20 protein-coding genes and 1 pseudogene are annotated in these 21991 nt (G+C 46.2%); all 21 read left to right on the top strand.

Features of this window, described 5'->3' with window-relative positions:
* Positions 1-34 precede the first annotated feature (34 nt).
* The 21 genes and pseudogenes from fliF to HG547_RS10230 all read left to right on the top strand — a co-directional run bounded on the left by fliF (position 35) and on the right by HG547_RS10230 (position 21979).
* The gene (fliF, locus tag HG547_RS10330; RefSeq protein ID WP_037420337.1) at positions 35-1720 is read left to right on the top strand and encodes a flagellar basal-body MS-ring/collar protein FliF; all 1686 of its coding nucleotides are present in this window, start codon (positions 35-37) and stop codon (positions 1718-1720) included.
* A complete protein-coding gene (gene fliG, locus HG547_RS10325; RefSeq protein WP_169547795.1) occupies positions 1713-2759 on the top strand; it encodes a flagellar motor switch protein FliG in 1047 nt (348 codons plus the stop codon). Before fliF ends, fliG begins: the two co-directional genes overlap by 8 nt.
* Entirely contained in the window at positions 2746-3693 is a 948-nt protein-coding gene (fliH, locus tag HG547_RS10320; protein ID WP_169547794.1) for a flagellar assembly protein FliH, read from the top strand. Before fliG ends, fliH begins: the two co-directional genes overlap by 14 nt.
* The gene (gene fliI / locus HG547_RS10315) at positions 3662-4999 is read left to right on the top strand and encodes a flagellar protein export ATPase FliI (RefSeq protein WP_037420345.1); all 1338 of its coding nucleotides are present in this window, start codon (positions 3662-3664) and stop codon (positions 4997-4999) included. Before fliH ends, fliI begins: the two co-directional genes overlap by 32 nt.
* Before the next feature lie 11 nt (positions 5000-5010).
* Positions 5011-5454, top strand: a complete 444-nt coding sequence (gene fliJ / locus HG547_RS10310; protein ID WP_047539527.1) for a flagellar export protein FliJ — start codon at positions 5011-5013, stop codon at positions 5452-5454.
* A 150-nt stretch (positions 5455-5604) separates the two neighbouring features.
* Positions 5605-7299, top strand: coding sequence for a flagellar hook-length control protein FliK (locus HG547_RS10305; RefSeq protein ID WP_169547793.1), 1695 nt, complete (start codon positions 5605-5607; stop codon positions 7297-7299).
* Between the two features lie 83 nt (positions 7300-7382).
* Entirely contained in the window at positions 7383-7904 is a 522-nt protein-coding gene (gene fliL, locus HG547_RS10300) for a flagellar basal body-associated protein FliL (RefSeq protein ID WP_037420354.1), read from the top strand.
* 40 nt (positions 7905-7944) lie between these two features.
* Entirely contained in the window at positions 7945-8976 is a 1032-nt protein-coding gene (gene fliM, locus HG547_RS10295; protein WP_037420356.1) for a flagellar motor switch protein FliM, read from the top strand.
* 12 nt (positions 8977-8988) lie between these two features.
* The gene (gene fliN, locus HG547_RS10290; RefSeq protein ID WP_037420360.1) at positions 8989-9363 is read left to right on the top strand and encodes a flagellar motor switch protein FliN; all 375 of its coding nucleotides are present in this window, start codon (positions 8989-8991) and stop codon (positions 9361-9363) included.
* 34 nt (positions 9364-9397) lie between these two features.
* Positions 9398-9805: a flagellar biosynthetic protein FliO gene (gene fliO, locus HG547_RS10285; protein ID WP_037424769.1), complete on the top strand. Its 408-nt coding sequence runs from the start codon at positions 9398-9400 to the stop codon at positions 9803-9805.
* Positions 9805-10548 carry a flagellar type III secretion system pore protein FliP gene (fliP, locus tag HG547_RS10280; RefSeq protein WP_172588141.1) on the top strand — a complete coding sequence of 248 codons (744 nt, stop codon included), beginning with the start codon at positions 9805-9807 and terminating at the stop codon, positions 10546-10548. The genes fliO and fliP overlap by 1 nt, the downstream gene beginning before the upstream one ends.
* A 17-nt stretch (positions 10549-10565) precedes the next feature.
* A complete protein-coding gene (gene fliQ, locus HG547_RS10275; protein WP_037420368.1) occupies positions 10566-10835 on the top strand; it encodes a flagellar biosynthesis protein FliQ in 270 nt (89 codons plus the stop codon).
* Positions 10836-10839: 4 nt separating this feature from the next.
* Positions 10840-11637, top strand: a complete 798-nt coding sequence (fliR, locus tag HG547_RS10270; protein ID WP_069453227.1) for a flagellar biosynthetic protein FliR — start codon at positions 10840-10842, stop codon at positions 11635-11637.
* 17 nt (positions 11638-11654) lie between these two features.
* The gene (flhB, locus tag HG547_RS10265) at positions 11655-12785 is read left to right on the top strand and encodes a flagellar biosynthesis protein FlhB (RefSeq protein WP_037424768.1); all 1131 of its coding nucleotides are present in this window, start codon (positions 11655-11657) and stop codon (positions 12783-12785) included.
* Between the two features lie 610 nt (positions 12786-13395).
* Positions 13396-15495 (top strand): annotated as a pseudogene (gene flhA / locus HG547_RS10260) (flagellar biosynthesis protein FlhA).
* Positions 15496-15506: 11 nt separating this feature from the next.
* The gene (gene flhF / locus HG547_RS10255) at positions 15507-16886 is read left to right on the top strand and encodes a flagellar biosynthesis protein FlhF (RefSeq protein ID WP_037420382.1); all 1380 of its coding nucleotides are present in this window, start codon (positions 15507-15509) and stop codon (positions 16884-16886) included.
* Between the two features lie 4 nt (positions 16887-16890).
* Positions 16891-17772 carry a MinD/ParA family protein gene (locus HG547_RS10250; protein WP_037420384.1) on the top strand — a complete coding sequence of 294 codons (882 nt, stop codon included), beginning with the start codon at positions 16891-16893 and terminating at the stop codon, positions 17770-17772.
* The gene (locus HG547_RS10245; RefSeq protein ID WP_047539533.1) at positions 17765-18478 is read left to right on the top strand and encodes an RNA polymerase sigma factor FliA; all 714 of its coding nucleotides are present in this window, start codon (positions 17765-17767) and stop codon (positions 18476-18478) included. The genes HG547_RS10250 and HG547_RS10245 overlap by 8 nt, the downstream gene beginning before the upstream one ends.
* Before the next feature lie 47 nt (positions 18479-18525).
* Positions 18526-18909 (top strand): chemotaxis response regulator CheY, encoded by a 384-nt coding sequence (gene cheY / locus HG547_RS10240; protein ID WP_007649667.1) that lies wholly within the window; start codon positions 18526-18528, stop codon positions 18907-18909.
* A 13-nt stretch (positions 18910-18922) separates the two neighbouring features.
* Positions 18923-19660 carry a protein phosphatase CheZ gene (locus HG547_RS10235; RefSeq protein ID WP_037424753.1) on the top strand — a complete coding sequence of 246 codons (738 nt, stop codon included), beginning with the start codon at positions 18923-18925 and terminating at the stop codon, positions 19658-19660.
* A gap of 15 nt (positions 19661-19675) precedes the next feature.
* The gene (locus HG547_RS10230; protein ID WP_169547792.1) at positions 19676-21979 is read left to right on the top strand and encodes a chemotaxis protein CheA; all 2304 of its coding nucleotides are present in this window, start codon (positions 19676-19678) and stop codon (positions 21977-21979) included.
* Positions 21980-21991: the final 12 nt, after the last annotated feature.

Genomic DNA, 21991 nt, shown 5'->3' with positions numbered 1-21991 from the left:
ACGCAATTAGCAGGTACGAATCGTGAGCACAGAAATGATTGTCGGATCGAATGCCGGCGTAATGGACCAAGGGGTCCAACAGGAAAATAAATCCGGCGTGCTGGGGAGTCTTGGTGGCGTCGATATGATGCGTCAAATCACCATGATTTTAGCCCTCGCCATTTGTTTGGCGTTAGCCGTGTTTGTCATGATCTGGGCACAGGAGCCTGAGTACCGTCCATTAGGTAAAATGGAAACTCAGGAAATGGTGCAAGTACTCGATGTACTTGATAAAAACAAGATCAAATATCAGATCGAAGTTGATGTTGTTAAAGTGCCAGAAGATAAATACCAAGAAGTCAAAATGATGCTTAGCCGTGCAGGGGTTAATAGTCCTGCTGCATCGACCCAAGACTTTCTTACCCAAGACAGTGGTTTTGGTGTGAGCCAAAGAATGGAACAGGCTCGCCTCAAGCATAGCCAAGAAGAAAACCTTGCCCGCGCGATTGAACAGTTACAAAGCGTAAGCCGCGCTAAAGTGATTTTGGCACTCCCCAAAGAAAACGTATTTGCCCGTAATACTTCTCAGCCAAGTGCAACAGTTGTAATTAACACTCGCCGTGGTGGCTTAGGCCAAGGTGAAGTTGATGCCATCGTTGATATCGTCGCTTCTGCGGTTCAGGGCTTAGAGCCTTCACGCGTCACGGTAACCGATTCTAATGGTCGCTTACTCAACTCCGGTAGCCAAGATGGTGTTTCTGCTAGAGCTCGTCGTGAGCTTGAGTTGGTACAGCAAAAAGAAACCGAATACCGGACTAAAATTGACTCGATTTTATCGCCTATTCTCGGGCCTGATAATTTCACCTCCCAAGTGGACGTGAGCATGGATTTCACCGCTGTTGAACAAACGGCCAAACGGTTCAATCCAGATTTACCGTCACTACGCAGTGAAATGACGGTTGAAAATAACTCTACTGGTGGCTCGAGCGGGGGGATACCTGGCGCATTATCGAACCAACCTCCGATGGAATCTAATATTCCTCAGGAGGCTGATAAAGCAACCGAAAGTGTTACCGCAGGTAACTCACACCGCGAAGCCACTCGTAATTTTGAATTAGACACCACCATCAGCCATACCCGTCAGCAAATTGGCGTAGTGCGCCGCGTCAGTGTGTCGGTTGCGGTGGACTTTAAACCGGGCGCTGCGGGTGAAAATGGCCAAGTGGCACGCGTTGCCCGTACCGAGCAAGAATTAACCAATATCCGCCGTTTACTGGAAGGCGCGGTAGGCTTTAGCGCGCAGCGGGGTGATGTTTTAGAGGTAGTCACTGTTCCCTTTATGGATCAATTGGTTGAAGATGTACCTGCGCCTGAGCTTTGGGAACAGCCTTGGTTCTGGCGTGCGGTTAAGTTAGGTATCGGTGCCTTAGTTATCTTAGTGCTGATCCTTGCTGTGGTGCGCCCAATGCTCAAACGCTTAATCTATCCTGATAGCGTTAACATGCCAGACGATGCAAGATTGGGTAATGAGCTCGCCGAGATCGAAGATCAATATGCTGCTGACACCTTAGGGATGCTCAATACCAAAGAAGCAGAGTATAGTTATGCCGACGATGGCTCAATTCTTATCCCTAATCTGCATAAAGATGATGATATGATTAAAGCTATCCGTGCGCTTGTGGCCAATGAGCCCGAGCTTTCAACCCAAGTCGTGAAAAACTGGTTACAAGACAATGGCTGAGAATAAATCAAAAGACACCGCTGAAACCTCAAGTTTCAATATTAAGGATCTCAGTGGCATCGAAAAAACGGCGATTTTACTGTTAAGTTTGAGTGAAGCCGATGCCGCCTCTATTTTAAAGCACTTAGAACCTAAACAAGTGCAAAAGGTCGGTATGGCGATGGCGGCCATGGAAGACTTTGGGCAGGAGAAAGTCATCGGGGTGCATAAGCTGTTTCTCGATGATATTCAAAAGTATTCTTCTATTGGCTTTAACAGCGAAGAGTTCGTCCGTAAAGCGTTAACGGCGGCCCTAGGTGAAGACAAAGCTGGTAATTTAATTGAACAAATTATCATGGGCAGCGGCGCCAAAGGTTTGGATTCCCTTAAATGGATGGATGCGCGTCAAGTTGCCACTATCATCCAAAACGAACATCCACAGATCCAAACCATTGTTTTATCGTATTTAGAGCCAGATCAAGCCGCAGAAATTTTCGGCCAGTTCCCTGAGAATACCCGGTTAGACTTAATGATGCGTATCGCCAATCTTGAAGAAGTGCAACCTGCAGCATTGCAAGAATTAAACGACATCATGGAGAAACAATTCGCCGGCCAAGGTGGCGCGCAAGCAGCGAAGATGGGCGGCCTAAAGGCGGCGGCCAACATTATGAACTACCTCGATACGGGTGTCGAAAGTCAGTTGATGGAAACCATGCGCGAAACCGACGAGGAAATGGCGCAGCAAATCCAAGACTTAATGTTCGTATTCGAAAACCTAATCGATGTGGACGACCGTGGTATCCAAACCTTGCTGCGTGAAGTGCAGCAGGATGTATTGATGAAGGCGCTGAAAGGTGCAGATGATCAGCTCAAAGACAAAATTTTGGGCAATATGTCGAAACGGGCCGCCGAATTGCTGCGTGACGATTTAGAGGCCATGGGCCCAATACGGATCAGCGAAGTGGAAATCGCCCAAAAAGAAATTCTGTCAATTGCACGTCGGTTAAGTGACAGTGGTGAAATCATGTTAGGCGGCGGTGGTGGCGATGAGTTCCTCTAATCGGAGCGACAATAGCGACAATAAATTGTCCCACAGGGTGGTCAGCGACGCTGAGCTTGAGTTTAGCCATTGGCAATTGCCCGATGTGACTGAAGCCGAAGACGATAGTATTTCTAATCTATTCGGTTATAGCGCCCAACAAGTACCCAAAGCGGCAGTCATCGAAACGATTTCGCCGCCGACTATGGCAGAAATCGAAGACATTCGCGCCCAAGCCGAAGCTGAAGGTTTTGATGAGGGTAAAACGCAAGGCTATAGCGAGGGCCTAGAACAAGGTCGACTAGAAGGTCTTGAACAAGGCCATAAAGAAGGCTTTTCGCAGGGGCATGAACAGGGCTTAGAAGCAGGTCTTGCTGAAGCTAAATCATTGCTTTGCCGCTTTGAGGAGCTGTTAAGTCAATTTGAAAAACCACTGCAATTACTCGATGGCGACATTGAACATTCTTTAATGACGCTCACTATGGCACTGGCGAAATCTGTGATTGGTCATGAACTCAAAACTCATCCCGAGCAAATCCTGTCCGCATTGCGTTTAGGGGTCGAATCTCTCCCTATTAAGGAACAAAGCGTCAACCTTCGTATGAATCCTGATGATGTTGCCTTGGTTGAAACCTTATATTCCAGTACCCAGTTGAACCGTAATCAGTGGCAATTAGAGGCCGATCCTAGCTTAACAGTGGGGGATTGTATTATCAGTAGCCAACGCTCGTTGGTGGATTTAACCCTTTCCTCGCGGATTGATGCCGTGTTTGAATCGCTGCGTAATCAGCAATCTCACTTAGCGTTACAGCAACAACAGCGACAAGCTGCTCTTGATGACGAAAATGCCGCTAAAATCGCCCCTAAATCAACACTGGACGATAATGAACTGTTAGCTCAACCGCAAGCTGATGGAGAGCAAGATGCACAATCGCCGCCATCAACTGCTGAATAAACTGAATCATTGCATCAATAAAGTGCCCCCATTTCGCGCCGTTGCCTGTGGGCAATTAGTGCGCGTTGTCGGCTTAACCTTAGAGGCAAGTGGCTGTCGAGCACCCGTCGGTAGTTTGTGTTCTATTGAGACCATGGCTGGAGAGTTAATTGCCGAAGTCGTTGGTTTTGATGATGAATTATTATATCTCATGCCAATTGAAGAGCTGCGTGGCGTGTTACCCGGTGCGCGGGTTGTTCCCCTTGGAGAGCAGGCGGGTCTGAATGTGGGCTTATCCCTGTTAGGGCGCGTGCTCGACGGTAATGGTGTGCCGTTAGACGGCCTCGGCGCGTTATCTACCGAACAGCAGGCACCAAGACACAGTAACGCCATCAACCCACTTTCTCGCCGTGCGATCACTGAACCACTCGATGTGGGCGTACGCGCCATCAATGCCATGCTAACTGTTGGCAAGGGACAACGTATGGGCTTGTTTGCGGGCTCGGGTGTGGGTAAGAGTGTGCTGTTAGGTATGATGACCCGGGGCACGACCGCAGACATTATTGTGGTGGGGCTCGTTGGGGAGCGTGGCCGCGAAGTCAAAGAATTTATTGAAGAGATCCTAGGTGAAAAGGGCAGAGCGCGTTCTGTTGTGGTGGCGGCGCCCGCCGATACCTCCCCGCTGATGCGCCTTCGCGCCTGTGAAACCTCGACTCGTATCGCTGAGTATTTTCGTGATTTAGGCTATAACGTATTGTTATTAATGGATAGCTTGACTCGTTACGCCCAAGCGCAGCGTGAGATTGCCTTGGCTGTCGGTGAACCGCCAGCCACTAAAGGTTATCCACCATCAGTGTTTGCTAAATTGCCGCGTCTGGTTGAACGGGCGGGTAATGGCGGTCCAGGACAAGGTTCTATCACTGCATTTTATACTGTGCTGACCGAGGGTGATGATCAACAGGACCCAATTGCTGATGCTTCTCGGGCTATCCTCGATGGTCATATTGTGCTGTCACGATCGCTTGCTGATTCTGGGCACTATCCTGCCATTGATATTGAAGCTTCTATTAGCCGTGTAGCACCAATGGTGATTTCCAATGAACATCTTGAGGCCATGCGCCGCGTCAAGCAAACCTATTCCCTTTATCAGCAGAATAAGGATCTTATTTCGATTGGCGCTTATGCACAAGGGAGCGATCCTCGTATTGATAATGCGATACGTCTACAACCTGCAATGAACGCTTTTCTGCGGCAAACCATGCGTGATGCCTTTAGTTTTGCTGATAGTCAAATGATGCTCGGGCAACTCGCTGCGCAATGTAAATAATTGAGGCCGTTATGGCGAATGCCGATCCCCTATTACTCGTATTAAAGTTAGCCCTCGATGCCGAGGAACAGGCTGCGCTGCTGCTCAAGTCGGCACAACTTGAGTGCCAAAAGCGCCAAAATCAGCTCGATGCGCTAAATAACTATCGCTTGGATTATATGAAGCAGATGCAGTCGCAGCAGGGGCAGGCCATTAGTGCGAGTCATTACCACCAATTCCATCGTTTTATTCGGCAAATCGATGAGGCTATTGCTCAGCAAAATCGTGTCGTAGCCGATGGTGAAAAGCAGAAACACTACCGTCAGCAGCACTGGCTAGAAAAACAAAAAAAACGTAAGGCTGTAGAACTACTGTTAGAAAATAAAGAGAAAAAGCGCCAAGTCATTGAGCTCAAAAAAGAGCAAAAAATGACGGATGAATTTGCTTCGCAGCAATTTTTCCGTCGTAAGAAGTAATTAACCAATCCGACAATCAATAATACTCGAATTTTTAATATCCATTTGTTGGCATTTTATTTGCTTGATTTATGCCAGATATAGCCAAAGCCGTATAAATTGACGTTTGCCCACGCTCTTTTTCCTCTGGGCGGATGTTTAGGAGCTTTTATGCAACAAATGAACAATATCCTATTAGTATCTAATGCGAAAAATAGTGCTGGCTCAAGTAAAATATTGGGGCAAGATGCTAATAGTGAAGACTTTTCTGCCGCTTTGGCTTCAGTGACATCTATTAGCTCATCCTCGACTAACACCAATGTTTCTCCAGATGTTTCTGCCAAATCGACAAAACAGAAAACAGATATTGATGATACTAGTGCAGATGATGAAGCTGATATTAGCTTGATTTTTGCTCAAATAGGCATGGCAAACGAGATGAAAAAAGCGGCCGCTCCGAGCGACTCTTTGCCGCTTGAAGCTCAATTAACGACAGAAGATGCCGCTAGCATCTTAGCCCCTGCAACAGAGGATGGCGCTTTACCAATGAAAGAGACTATCAAGCCAACTTTTTTAGATGAGCTAGCGAAATTTGCACAGTCGCATGAAGCTACCTTAACGAATGACTCATTAGATGAAACAATAGGTGAACAAGTTTTAGATCAAGCTAATGTGGTCGAACATCTGCAACAATTACCACAAAATCAACCATTGGGATTTCAGCAAGATGAGATATCTGGTGATCAAGAAAATATAGCCTCCTCTCTGCAAGATATTGCACCTAGGCAGGCACCCCCTATTAATACAGTAGGTTTGATTGCAACGGCGAATACTGAAACTGTGGATAAGACTGGCGCTTCGACCGATGATACGCTTATAGATGATGCATCAATGCTTGCAGAGATGCGAACTGAAAAATGGGTTAAACCGCCAGAAACCCCCATTTTACCGATTGAAGGGGAATCTATCTCTGAAGCTAACAAGTTAGAGGCGAAAGAGGTTGAACTAAGCAATAAGTCGATAAATCTGTCGCTCCCATCAACAGATAAAACGACTGCGCCAACGGTTGGACAGTCACCGTCAGTCAATACAGCTAATATGTCAGTTACCGATGCTGATGCCGTGATATTAAACTCTACGACTAAAGAGCTTAATGCCTTAGGTGCGGTTTCGGTTGAGCCTAATACTATTGACGACAATCCTTCACGCGCCGAAATTTCGGCAGGATTATTGTTAAAAGATGCCAAGTTAGCCGTCACACTGGATTCGCGGCAAGAAAACGCCTTATCTTCGCTCGATACTGGCCATGAAGAATCTGTTACAGAATTTAAGCCTGTTGATTTTAAAGCGGTATCGATACAACACTCTTTAGCTAACCAGCAAATTCAACGCCAAGAGATACCACAGGTTCATCTTTCCTTACGTCAAGGCGTTGAAAACCAAAATCAGATGCAGGAAATGATCCAGCGCTTTTCTCCTGTGATGAAACAGCAGCTTGTTACTATGGTTAGCCAAGGTATTCAACAGGCGGAAATTCGCCTAGATCCACCCGAACTTGGACACATGATAGTGAAAATACAAGTTCATGGTGAGCAGACGCAAGTACAATTCCATGTTGCTCAGGCGCAGACCCGCGATGTGGTTGAGCAAGCGATTCCTCGTTTACGTGAATTATTACAAGAACAAGGCATGCAACTCGCTGACAGTCACGTCTCTCAAGGTGACCAAGGACAACGCCGTGAGGGAGGATTTGCAGACAGTGGCGGTTCAAGTGGTGGAAATGTGGATGATTTCTCGGCAGAAGAACTCGATTTAGGTTTAAATCAAGCAACTAGTTTAAATTCGGGTATAGATTATTACGCTTAAGCAGGTAACCTATAGTAACAAAGTGGATTATAAACTGAGCCTTAATCCCATTCCCAAATTTAGCCTATTAAAGAGAACAGAAAATGGCCAAGGAAGAATCACTAGAACTTGAAAGTACTGAAGCACCAAAAAGTAAAAAGAAGCTATTTATTTTTATCGGTGTGGGTGTCTTTGTTGCGCTATTAATTGGTGGCGCGCTTTGGTTTTTCCTTGGAAGTAGTGAAGAGGCTCCTGTCGAGGCCGAAGGTGCTAAAACCGAAACGGCAGCGCCGGCTGCTGAGCCGGCATTGGCAGCTTATGTGCCGATGCCTCGCCCATTTTTATTTAACCTTCCAGGACCGGATCGCGCTCGGCTTGTTGAAATCAAAGTGCAACTTATGGTCAGAGGTCAAGATGATGATGTGTTGACGCAAAAGCACATTCCCTTGATCGAAGATGCGCTGCTAACCACTTTTAGTGGTGCCGATGTGCAAAAGCTAAGTACACAGGCGGGTAAAGATGAATTACGACAATTAGCCCTGTTGAGCGTACAAAACACGTTGCAATCTGTAACGGGACGTAAAGTCGTTGAAAAAGTGCTCTTTACTGGTTTTGTCATGCAATAACCTTTCATCTTCAGCACCTTAAAGAGGCGAAGACAATACTGTGAGTGATTTATTAAGCCAAGACGAAATTGATGCGCTCTTACACGGGGTCGATGATGTCGAAGAGGATGATGAGCTTGATGCCGCTGGGCAGGAGGCTCGTTCCTACGATTTTTCTTCCCAAGATCGGATTGTGCGTGGTCGTATGCCCACGCTCGAAATTGTTAATGAGCGTTTTGCCCGTCACCTGCGGATCAGCATGTTTAACATGATGCGTCGCGCGGCCGAAGTGTCGATCAACGGCGTGCAAATGCTCAAGTTTGGTGAGTACGTACATACCCTATTCGTCCCAACCAGTCTGAACATGGTACGTTTCCACCCCCTAAAAGGTACTGCGCTGATTACCATGGAAGCGCGACTGGTATTTATTTTGGTGGATAACTTTTTTGGTGGTGATGGCCGTTTCCACGCCAAGATTGAAGGGCGGGAATTTACCCCCACTGAACGGCGTATTGTGCAGTTATTACTTAAAATTATCTTTGAAGATTATAAAGATGCTTGGGCACCCGTCATGGATGTGGAGTTTGATTATTTAGACTCCGAAGTTAACCCAGCGATGGCTAACATTGTCAGTCCAACTGAAGTCGTTGTCATTAATTCCTTCCATATCGAAGTGGATGGTGGTGGCGGTGATTTCCACATCACGATGCCATATTCGATGATTGAGCCAATCCGCGAATTACTCGATGCGGGCGTACAGAGTGATAAACAAGATACCGATATGCGTTGGTCACAGGCGCTGCATGACGAGATTATGGACGTTAAAGTAGGCTTTGATGCCACCGTGGTTGAGCACGAACTCACACTTAAAGATGTAATGAACTTTAAGGCTGGGGATATTATCCCTATTGAATTGCCAGAGTACATTATGATGAGAATTGAGGACTTACCGACTTACCGCTGTAAAATGGGACGTTCACGAGATAATCTAGCACTTAAAATTTACGAAAAAATCCCTCGTCCTGAGACGGTCAAATCCGAATTACAATTAGTGACGCGTAAAGGCAAAGCTAGAGACATATCAGAATTATAAAGGTGGAGTGAGATGAGTACAGATGATGATTGGGCAGCAGCGATGGCCGAACAAGCTCTGGAAGAGGCTAATGCCGTTGATCTTGATGAGTTAGTGGATGACTCACAGCCGATTAGCAAGGCAGAAGCGGCTAAGTTAGATACCATTTTAGATATACCTGTGACGATTTCGATGGAAGTTGGTCGCAGCTTCATCAGTATCCGTAACCTGTTACAGCTGAACCAAGGTTCAGTGGTTGAGCTCGACAGAGTTGCAGGTGAACCGTTGGATGTGATGGTCAATGGCACGCTTATCGCCCATGGTGAAGTGGTGGTGGTAAACGATAAATTTGGTATTCGCTTAACAGATGTAATTAGTCAGACAGAGCGAATTAAAAAGCTTAAGTAATATCACTCATTAAGAAAAAGCCTGAAGGAGCGAGATGAGCACATCGGTAATTCTCAATGCCGCGTCAGCAGCTCAGGCGAGTGTCGCTGAAGTGGCTACCCAAGGTGCAGTGGCGACAGCAAAAGTGACTGAGCCATCACAAATGGCAGCAGCGGCGAGTATGCTCGGTGGGCTTATTTTAGTTCTATTGCTTATTTTCGCCTTAGCTTACCTGCTAAGGCGATTTAATTTAGTGCCAACCAATCATAGTGTGCTGAAAACCCTTGCAGTAACATCCCTTGGTCAGAAAGAGCGCCTTGTTTTGGTTCAAGTGGGTGAACAGCAGTATTTACTTGGCGTGAGTGGGCAACAAGTTAATTTAATTGATAAATTAGCTGAGCCTATCGAAATTGAGTCCGTATCTTTTGCGGACAAGCTACGGCAGGCGAAATTAAAACAATGATGAAGTACATACTCACTTTTATAGGGATCAGTGCACTGATGTTTGCGACCTCGGTAGGCGCTGCCGATGGTGTACTGCCTGCGGTAACCGTAAAAACCGCCGCCGATGGTTCGACCGAATATTCGGTTACCATGCAAATCCTATTGCTAATGACTTCGCTGAGTTTTTTACCCGCCATGGTCATTATGTTGACGTCCTTTACCCGCATCATTGTGGTGCTCTCCATTTTGCGCCAAGCGATTGGTTTACAGCAGACTCCGTCTAACCAAGTCTTAATCGGTATGAGCCTGTTTATGACCTTTTTCATTATGGCGCCAGTGTTCGACAAAATTTATGATCAAGGGGTAAAACCTTATATTGATGAACAGCTTACTCTGCAACAGGCCTTTGATAAGGGCAAAGAGCCGTTAAGGGCATTTATGTTGGGGCAAGTGCGTACCACGGATCTCAAAACCTTTATCGATATTTCGGGTTACCAGAATATTAATTCACCCGAAGAAGCACCAATGAGTGTGCTTGTGCCAGCATTTATTACCAGCGAGCTCAAAACGGCCTTTCAAATTGGTTTTATGTTGTTTGTGCCTTTTTTAGTACTCGATTTAGTGGTGGCCAGTATCTTAATGGCCATGGGGATGATGATGCTCTCGCCTATGATTGTGTCATTGCCCTTTAAAATTATGCTGTTTGTACTTGTTGATGGCTGGGGGCTTGTGATGGGCACCTTAGCCAATAGCTTCGGTTAGACAGGCGGAGTACTGAGATGACGCCAGAAGCGCTAATCGATATTTTTCGCGAAGCTCTAGCCGTTATTGTGATGATGGTTTCGGCTATTGTTCTGCCTGGGCTCGGCATTGGCTTAATTGTGGCGGTATTCCAAGCTGCGACCTCAATTAACGAGCAAACTTTAAGTTTTTTACCTCGACTTATTGTGACCTTGCTTGCTTTGATGTTAATGGGTCATTGGTTAGTACAGACCTTAATGGACTTCTTTATTGAAATGGTTAACCGTATTCCTCAAGTGGTAGGTTAATCCCATGGAGTTGCTGCTTGATACGTTAATGCAAACCATTGCTTCGTATATGTGGCCACTGTTTCGAGTCGCCAGTATGCTGATGGTTATGGTGGTGTTTGGCGCGGCAACAACTCCCACTCGTGTGCGTTTACTTCTTGCTATTGCCATAACCCTCGCAATTGCCCCCGTGTTGCCGCCCGTTAAGGATGCAGAACTCTTTTCCTTAAGCGCCGTTTTTATTACTGCACAGCAAATTATTATTGGTGTTGCCATGGGTTTTGTGACCCAAATGGTGATGCAAACCTTTGTGTTAACGGGTCAGATTATCGGCATGCAGACCAGCTTAGGTTTTGCCTCTATGGTTGATCCGAGCTCAGGACAACAAACTCCAGTGATTGGTAACTTCTTCCTGTTGCTCGCAACCTTAATTTTTTTAGCTGTTGATGGTCATCTGTTGATGATCCGTATGCTTGTGGCCAGTTTTGATACACTGCCGATTTCTAATGTGGGATTAACGTTGACCAGCTATCGCGCGTTGGCGGAATGGGGGTCTTATATGTTTGGTGCGGCATTAACTATGTCGCTGTCAGCAATTATCGCGTTATTGGTAGTCAATTTATCCTTTGGGGTTATGACCCGCGCTGCACCACAGCTAAACATTTTTTCGATTGGTTTTCCGATTACGATGATCGGTGGATTGTTAATTTTATGGTTAACCTTAACTCCTGTTATGGCTCATTTCGATGAAGTATGGGCATCGGCACAGCTTTTGCTGTGTGATATTTTAGGGCTTCAGTGTCAAGCCGATGGCATACTTTAACCGGATAGGAACGCGTAATGGCTGAAGAAAGTAGCGGCGAACGCAGCGAGGAACCCACCGGGAGGCGCCTCGAACAGGCGCGGGAAAAAGGTCAGGTTGCCCGTTCCAAAGAATTAGGTACGGCCACAGTTCTGCTTTCGGCTGCAACAGGACTGTATATGCTCGGTCCTGGTATTGCAAAAGCACTTTCCAATGTGTTTGAACGTGTGTTTACCATGGATAGAGCTGCAATTTTTGATACTAATCAAATGTTTAATGTCTGGGGCGTTGTCGGCGGCGAAATAGGTTGGCCGTTGCTTAAGATTATGCTGCTGATTGTGGTGGTGGCATTTATCGGAAACGTGTCCCTTGGTGGAATGAATTTTTCTACCCAAGCCATGATGCCTAAAGCCAGCAAAATGAGCCCGATTGCGGGTTTTAAACGGATGTTTGGCGTGCAAGCCTTGGTTGAATTAACGAAGGGCATTGCTAAGTTTTCTGTTGTCGCGTTGGCGGCATATTTTCTTCTAAATCATTATTTTAATGATATTTTACTCCTTTCTGCCGATCATCTTCCTGGGAATGTCTACCACGCCTTAGATTTACTGGTATGGATGTTTATCCTACTTTGCTCTTCCGTTCTATTCATTGTAGTGATCGATGTGCCATTTCAGATCTGGAACCATAATAAACAGCTGAAAATGACAAAGCAGGAGGTCAAAGACGAGTATAAAGATACCGAGGGTAAACCTGAGGTCAAAGGGCGAGTCCGCCAAATGCAGCGTGAATTAGCGCAGCGACGCATGATGGCCGAAGTTCCCAATGCGGATGTGATTGTGGTGAACCCTGAGCACTATGCAGTGGCGATAAAATATGATGTTAAGCGCTCTGCAGCACCTTTTGTGATTGCTAAGGGCGTCGATGAGGTTGCCTTTAAAATTCGTGAGGTAGCAAGGGCGCATAATATAGCCATCGTTACTGCACCACCACTTGCGCGGGCGATTTACCATACCACTAAACTTGATCAACAAGTCCCCGAAGGCCTATTTACCGCGGTAGCACAGGTACTCGCTTATGTATTCCAGTTAAGGCAGTATCAAAAAGGGCGTGGCCGCAAACCTATCCCTATCCCCGTTAATCAACCTATTCCTGAAGATCTGAAGTACTAGGGCGTGTTGACGTTTCAGGGTTATTTTTGCAGCAGTTTGGCTGGCTTTTATGCAAGGCAAAGTCCGTGCAGTGTAGTTATTCTACATAAACGGACGATAACGCGGCAGAAAAGCCAGCCAAATACTGCCCGAAGGGTTTGTCTGGCAAGCCTTTGCTCTTACTTTCTGTCATAAGAGCCGCTCGTCATTTGAGTAGAATAACTACACATCATTCCTCGTTTCGCGAGCACGTGCTTGCCAGAGCGAACAAAATTTAATCTCGTAACGTCAACACGCTCTAGGAACGATAGATGTTTCAGTATTATTTTTGCAGCCAAATGCAGCCAAATGCAGCCAAATGCAGCCATCAGGAATCGTCTTGTAAGCCCTTACTCTTACTTTCTGTCATAAAAGCTGCTCGTCATTTGAGTAAGACAACCACACATCTTTCTTCGTTTCGCGCCAGAATGAACAAAATATAATCTTGAAATCTCAACAAGTCCTAGTAACGAGTAAATAGTGCTCTAACGTAAAGTTAGCTAGCTACATATTAGCTTCACTACCTGATTGTTAGTTGTTGGCGTGCTTTTTGCTTTTAGGCTGTTATACGTCAAAGTTTAGGTATCTGTGAATGGATGTTAAAGCCTCCCTAGGCCAAGTAAAACAGTTGAAGCTAAGCTCTTTTAAGGGCATAGGTACGCCAGCACTAGTGCTTGCAGCATTGGCGATGATTGTACTGCCAATTCCCCCGTTTCTACTCGACATCTTATTTTCCTTTAACATTGCTTTAGCCTTGATTGTGCTTTTGGTCGCGATTTACACCGATAGACCTTTAGACTTTGCTGCCTTTCCAACCGTTTTATTAGTTGCGACACTGCTTCGACTTGCACTTAACGTGGCATCGACCCGTGTGGTATTACTCGAAGGTCACAACGGTGGTGATGCGGCGGGTAAGGTGATTGAGGCCTTTGGCTCCGTAGTGATTGGTGGTAACTATGCCGTTGGTCTAGTTGTATTTATCATTCTGATTATTATCAACTTTGCTGTTGTTACCAAAGGTGCTGGCCGGATTGCTGAGGTGAGTGCTCGCTTTACCTTAGATGCGATGCCCGGTAAGCAAATGGCAATTGATGCTGACTTAAATGCGGGCATTATTAATCAAGATCAAGCCAGAACCAGACGGGCTGAAGTCACCCGCGAAGCTGACTTCTATGGCGCAATGGACGGTGCGTCTAAGTTCGTTAAGGGCGATGCTATCGCGGGTATCATGATTTTAGTGATCAACATTCTCGGTGGTTTTATTATCGGGATTGTTCAGCATGGTTTGACATTCTCTCAAGCGGTTGAAATTTAAACCCTCTTAACAATAGGTGACGGGTTAGTCGCCCAAATCCCAGGCTTATTACTGTCAATTGCTGCGGCATTGATGGTAACTCGCCAAAATGAATCTGGCGATATGGGTCAGATGTTGATGAGTCAGATGTTTGACAGTCATAAATCGCTAGGGATTGCTGCTGGCGTATTGTTCGTTATGGGGATTGTGCCTGGAATGCCGCACATGGCGTTTTTAAGTTTCGCCGTTTTAACGGGATGTGCGGCTTATTTTATATTTAAACGTAATGAGGCTAAACGTGCCAAAGCCCTCGAACAAGTCAAAACGGGCCCAACGGAAAGAGCTGAAAGAGAGCCTAAGGAACTTAGCTGGGACGATGTGCATCATGTTGACACTATCGGTCTTGAAGTGGGTTACCGTTTAATCCCCTTAGTCGATAAAGGTCAAGGTGGAGAATTACTCAGCCGGATCAAGGGCGTACGTAAAAAGCTTTCGCAAGAATTGGGATTCTTGGTTCCTGCGGTTCACATACGTGACAATTTAGACCTTTCGCCTAATGCCTATCGTATTTCTCTTATGGGCGTTGTTGTGGGTGAGGCGGATATTCGCCATGACTGCGAGCTCGCCATTAATCCAGGACAAGTGTACGGTAAGTTAGATGGCATTGAGACCCGTGACCCTGCCTTTGGTCTAGAAGCCGTGTGGATTGCCCCCGAACTGCGTGAACATGCCCAAACCTTAGGGTATACCGTGGTGGATGCCGCGACGGTAGTGGCAACTCATATCAGCCAAATATTGACGAATAATGCAGCAAAACTTTTAGGCTACGAAGAAGTGCAACAACTGATGGATATGCTTGCTAAACACTCGCCTAAGTTGGTGGATGGCTTTATTCCTGATGTGATGCCGCTCGGAAATGTCGTAAAAGTGATGCAAAACCTATTAAATGAAGGAGTTTCTGTCAGAGACTTGCGTACCATAGTGCAAACTTTGTTAGAATACGGCACTAAGAGTAACGATACTGAAGTGTTAACAGCGGCGGTGCGTATCGCATTGAAGCGCATGATCGTTCAAGAGATCTCTGGCCCTGAACTCGAAATCCCTGTCATAACTTTGGCGCCAGAGTTGGAACAGATGTTGCATCAATCAATGCAAGCAACGGGTGGCGATGGCCCCAATATCGAGCCAGGTCTTGCGGAGCGTATGCAACAATCCTTAGCGGATGCCGCTCAAAAGCAAGAAATGGTCGGACAGCCTGCCATTTTGCTAACGTCTGGTATGTTACGTGCGACCCTGTCTCGCTTTGTTAAATATACTATTCCTAATCTCAGAGTGATTTCTTACCAAGAAATCCCCGATGAAAAGCAAATACGCATCGTATCTGCCGTCGGCCAGTAGAGGACGCATAAGTGAAGATTAAACGTTTTTTTGCCAAAGACATGCGTGCTGCACTGGCCCAAGTGAAGGACACGCTCGGCTCCGATGCGGTGATTATGTCCAATAAAAAGGTGAACGGCGGTATTGAGATTGTCGCTGCCGTTGACTACGACGAGCCAAAAGCGAAAGCGCCTGCTGCCACTCCGACCTTTATGGATGTGAGTGATGACTTAGTTTCGCTCGGCGCCAAAGCGCCGATCCGCGCTGAAACTAAGCTAAAACCCTCGGCGCCAGCGGACTCACTCCAAGCCTTGCTTGAGAAGCAACAAAATCGTTTAAACCAACAACTCACGCATCAACAACAAGATGCTGAGCTTCCTGCATGGGCTAAAGGATTACAAGCCACCGCAGCTGCGCCTAAAGCTGAGCGCCGTGATATGGGCAATCCCTTCGATAAAAAGTCACAGAGTTCGCAAAAGCAAAATGCCGATCTTGAAGCCATGCGCGACGAGTTATCATCCTTACGTAATTTGTTGACCCATCAGGTTTCAGCATTGATGACTGAGCATAAAAAGCGTATCGACCCTGTCGGTGCCATGCTGGAGTCAAAGTTGTTGGAGGCCGAGTTTTCACCAGCGGTGGCAAACAAATTAGCTGCGCTGAGCCAACACTATACTCCTGCAGAATTAGTTCGTGCACTGCCGCAAAGTCTTGCTAATATGCTTGATAATCAAGGTGATGATATTGTTAAGCAAGGCGGTGTTGTGGCATTAGTTGGTCCCACTGGTGTGGGGAAAACCACTTCCTTGGCTAAACTGGCCGCACGCTTTGCTGCTCACCATGGTGCTGACCAAGTGGCATTGATTACCACAGATCATTATCGTATTGGCGCCTATGAGCAATTGGCCACCTATGGCAAAATCATGGGCTGCCCAGTCAAACAAGCCCATGACCTTGCTGAACTAGAGCAAATTCTGTATCAGTTTAGAAATCGCAAGCTAGTATTGATAGATACCGCGGGTATGGGCCAACGAGATATGCGGCTTTACCAGCAACTTGATAATTTAACTGCAAATAGCAGAATACCTATCCGCAGTTATCTGGTACTGTCTGCCACAGGACAGCGCCGCGTGCTGCAAGATGCTGTAAATCACTTTAAACGCATTCCCTTATCTGGTGTTGTACTCACCAAACTTGATGAATCTGTGTCGTTAGCGGGCGCATTAAGTGTGTTGATCCAAAGTGGATTGCCATTAAGTTATGTTACGGATGGGCAGCGAGTGCCCGAAGATATGAAAGTTGCTGATACTTTGATGCTCGCTGAGCAAGCATTAGCGGCCTTAGAAAACACAGAACAACAATCGTTACCAGACACAGCGTGGTCAGATAATATGACCTGTGCATTTGAGTAGAGTTATGACCCTGGATCAAGCAAGTGGTTTACGTATGATGAATCAACCCTATAACGAAAAAGTGAAAGTAATCGCGGTTACGGGTGGTAAAGGTGGTGTGGGTAAAACCAGCGTATCCATCAATACTGCCGTAGCATTAGCCGAGAAGGGCAAGCGTGTCTTAGTGCTTGATGCTGACCTTGGCTTAGCAAACGTCGATGTCATGTTAGGGATCCGTGCTGAACGTAACCTTTCCCATGTATTGTCTGGCGATGCTGAGTTAGATGACATTATTGTCCGGGGGCCTAAAGGTATTGGGATTGTGCCAGCCACATCGGGTACTCAGGGAATGGTAGAGCTAAGTCCTGCGCAACATGCGGGCTTAATTCGTGCTTTCAGTGAGATGCGCACCCAGTTTGATATTCTCATCGTGGATACTGCCGCGGGGATTTCTGACATGGTACTCAGTTTCTCCCGTGCGTCACAGGATGTGTTGGTTGTTGTTTGTGACGAACCAACGTCTATTACTGACGCCTATGCATTAATCAAAATCCTCAGCCGTGAACACGGCGTCTTCCGCTTTAAAATTGTTGCAAATATGGTGCGTAGTTTACGCGAAGGTATGGAATTGTTTGCTAAACTCAGTAAAGTGACCGACAGATTCTTGGACGTGGCACTTGAATTAGTTGCGACCATTCCATTTGATGAAAATTTGCGTAAATCGGTTCGCAAGCAAAAGTTAGTGGTTGAAGCTTATCCTAAGTCTCCCGCTGCAATTGCTTACCAAGGCCTAGCGAATAAAATTATGAGCTGGCCAGTACCCCAGCAACCTGGTGGGCATTTGGAGTTTTTCGTTGAGCGCTTAGTTCAACGACCAGATTTTCAAGAGGAAAAAACGAGTGAATAAAGCCGCAGCGTATACTTGTTTAGACAATAAAACGTCAATCGTTGAACAGTATGCACCGTTGGTTAAAAGAATTGCACATCACTTGCTCGCCAGATTACCTGCCTCTGTGCAGTTAGATGACCTGCTACAGGCGGGGATGATGGGATTATTAGAAGCATCATCTAAGTTTGATGGCGGTAAAGGTGCAAAGTTTGAAACCTTCGCCGGCATAAGGATCCGTGGCGCCATGTTGGATGAAATCCGCCGTGGCGATTGGGTTCCTCGTTCTGTCCACCGAAATAATCGTCGAGTTGCCCAAGCTATTGATGAATTAGAGCAAGTGCTAGGTCGTGATGCGCGCGACACAGAAATTGCAGAAAAACTTGATATGACGCTCGATGAGTACCATCATATTCTTAACGATGTTTCTGTTGGTAAAATCATAGGGATAGAAGACTTAGGCGTATCACAGGATATACTCACTACAAGTGATGATATTAGCGATGGTACGTTTGAGGTCTTGGCAGAAACCCAGTTTCATTCTGCACTTGTTGAGGCGATAAAATTATTGCCCGAAAGGGACGCGCTAGTGCTATCGTTATACTACGATGAAGCATTGAATTTAAAAGAGATTGGCGCCATTCTTGAGGTAAGCGAGTCGCGTGTTAGCCAGATATTAAGTCAGGCAATGTTGCGACTCAAAGGCAAACTCAAGCATTGGACATAAGTATAATTATTAATTGAGCACTGAATGTCAGCTCACCGGAGGAAACCTTGGACAAGAATATGAAGATTCTCATCGTTGATGACTTTTCGACAATGAGACGTATCATCAAGAACTTGTTGCGAGACTTGGGCTTTAACAACACCCAGGAAGCGGACGATGGCTCAACCGCCTTGCCAATGTTGCAAAAAGGCGATTTTGATTTTGTCGTTACAGACTGGAATATGCCAGGCATGCAGGGGATCGATTTACTTAAAGCCATTAGGGCCGATGACTCCTTGAAGCATCTACCGGTATTAATGGTCACTGCCGAGGCAAAACGTGAACAAATTATTGCTGCTGCACAAGCGGGTGTGAATGGGTATGTGGTAAAGCCTTTTACCGCAGCAACATTGAAAGAGAAGCTAGATAAAATATTTGAACGACTCGCTTAAGCAGGGATGAGCTATGAAGTCACATACATCAGGGCTCATCACGCTCGAGCATGCTCAGCGTTTAGTCGAACTGTTAAGCGCGAATGAACAAAATCAAGCTGATGATTTATTAAGAGAACTGGCAGCTCCTCTTCAGAGGGAACTTTTTGATGAGGTAGGCAAACTCACTCGCCAATTGCATAGCGCTCTTATGGATTTCCAAATCGATAATCGGTTAGTTGAGTTAGCAAATACAGAAATACCCGATGCTAAGGAACGGCTAAGTTATGTCATTGACATGACTGAACAAGCTGCAAATAAGACTATGGATGCTGTTGAGGAGTGCTTGCCGTTAGCGAATGCATTAACCGCGAACATCCAACAAGTGATGCCATCGTGGGACAAATTAATGCGTCGTGAAATTGCCCTCAGTGATTTTAAGGTGCTTTGCCATAACGTTCAGCATTTGATGTCGCGAAGTGAATTGGACTCAAACCGATTACGCGAATTGCTCAACCAAATATTGATGGCGCAGGATTTTCAAGACCTGACTGGACAAATGATCCGCAGGGTAATCGATCTAGTGATGGAAGTTGAAAGTAATCTGGTGTCTATGCTGACGGTGTTTGGTGAGCAGCCAATGATTGAGAGTCAGATTACTCAGAAAAATAATATTGAAGCTGAAGGGCCGATAATGAATGCCGAGCTTCGTCAAGATGTAGTAACAGGTCAAGACGAAGTGGATGATCTGCTATCGAGTCTGGGTTTCTAACTGGGAGTCAATTTGATGGCCTTTGATGTAGATGAAGAGATACTCCAGGACTTTTTAATCGAGGCGGGGGAAATATTAGAGTTGCTTCAAGAGCAGCTTGTTGCCCTTGAGAATAATCCTGATGATACTGACTTGCTAAATGCCATTTTTAGGGGGTTTCACACCGTAAAGGGCGGCGCAGGTTTCCTAAGTTTGACTCCCATGGTTGATGTCTGCCATGAGGCAGAAAACACATTCGATTTATTGCGTACTGGCAAGCGCAGTGTCACAGCAGAATTAATGGATATTATTCTTCAGGCTGTTGATGCAATTAACACCATGTTTGCTCAAACCCAGCAGGGAGAGCAACAAGATCCTGCTGATGCTGCATTACTTGCAAAATTAAAGTTACTTAGTTCTGGTGAGCCTCTGCCGTCAGAATTAGGACAAACTGCGTCAGAGCCTGAATCTATTGCTGAGCCCGAACCCGAGCCCGTTATTGAAACTGTTGTTGACGTTGTCGCAGTTGAAGAGATGCCTGTTGAGGCTGTGAGTTCTTCAAACTCAAGTATTGATGAGATTAATGAAGCGGAGTTTGAGGCTTTGCTTGATGCACTGCACGGTAGTGGAAAAGGTCCCGGTGTGACTAACACTACTAATGCTGATGTTGTGGCAGCGCCCACTGCGTCAATTCCCTCTGTATCAAATACAGCCAAGCCCAAAGTACAACAAGCTACCAGCTCGGGTGATGATATCACTGACGATGAGTTTGAAGCCCTGCTTGATGAGCTTCATGGTTCAGGAAAATTTAATGGCAAAGTAGATACACCTATATCACCTCAGCCTAAGGTTGAAACTGTTGCTGTACCAGTGTCAACACCAACTGCTGTTGCTGTCGATTCAGACGAAATTACTGACGATGAATTTGAGCGTTTACTCGACGAACTTCATGGAAAAGGTGGGGCACCAGCCAAAGCTGTTGCAAAAGTGGAATCTGCGAAACCGACTCCCACTCCTGCCACATCTGCTGCGGCTCCTGCTGTGCCTAAAGCCAGTGTTACTCCGGTAACCCCTCCAGCGGTTAAACCTCAGGCCGAAGTTGCGCTCGCCGAGAAGGCTCCTGTTAAAGCGGCCGCTGCCGCATCAGCAAATGTTCCTCAAGGTGAAACGACCGTTCGCGTAGATACTGCACGACTCGACCAAATCATGAATATGGTGGGAGAGCTAGTATTAGTACGTAACCGTTTGGTGAGTTTGGGCATTAGTCGTGATGACGAAGAGATGTCTAAGGCACTCGCGAATCTAGATTTAGTGACTGCTGATTTGCAAGGCGCGGTCATGAAAACCCGTATGCAGCCAATTAAAAAGGTTTTTGGCCGTTTCCCTCGCGTTGTTCGTGATTTAGCCCGTACGCTCAATAAAGAAATTGATTTAGTGTTGGTCGGTGAAGAAACTGACCTTGATAAAAACTTGGTTGAGGCGCTGGCGGATCCTTTAGTGCACTTGGTTCGTAACTCGGTCGACCATGGTATTGAAATGCCAAATGACCGTGAAGCCTCAGGTAAACCTAGGACGGGGACGATTACTCTATCGGCAAGCCAAGAGGGTGACCATATTCTGCTAAAAATCGAAGATGACGGCGCAGGTATGGATCCCGAAAAGTTAAAACAGATTGCCATTAAACGTGGCGTGCTGGATGAAGATTCCGCTGCGCGTATGACGGACAACGAAGCTTATAACTTGATCTTTGCCCCAGGCTTTTCAACCAAGGTCGAGATTTCAGATATCTCTGGTCGTGGCGTGGGAATGGACGTGGTTAAAACCCGTATCACCCAACTCAACGGTACTGTGCATATTGACTCGATGAAAGGCAAAGGCACCATACTTGAGATTAAAGTGCCGTTAACCTTGGCAATTATGCCAACGCTTATGGTTGATGTTGCGAAACAAGTTTTTGCATTACCTTTATCCAGTGTTAATGAGATTTTTCATCTCGATCTTACCAAAACCAATATTGTTGACGGACAACTCACTGTCATCGTTCGCAACAAGGCCGTGCCGCTCTTCTATCTAGAGCATTGGTTGCATCGAAATAAAACTACCTTCAAACATGGTGACAAGAAACATGGTCATGTTGTGATAGTGCAGTTAGGTATGATGCAGATCGGTTTTGTTGTGGATGCACTGATTGGCCAAGAAGAGGTGGTGATTAAGCCACTGGGAGCCTTGTTGCACGGTACGCCAGGTATGGCTGGGGCAACGATTACATCCGATGGTGGTATTGCGCTTATCTTGGATGTTCCTGGGCTATTAAAGCATTATGCGAAAAATAAAAGTTAGTTCCCAAGTTAA

The organism is Shewanella sp. DNRA4, assembly GCF_012843185.1.
Classification (GTDB): domain Bacteria; phylum Pseudomonadota; class Gammaproteobacteria; order Enterobacterales; family Shewanellaceae; genus Shewanella; species Shewanella xiamenensis.
Note: the sequence above shows the minus strand (reverse complement) of the source record. Positions and strands in the feature narration are given on the sequence as shown.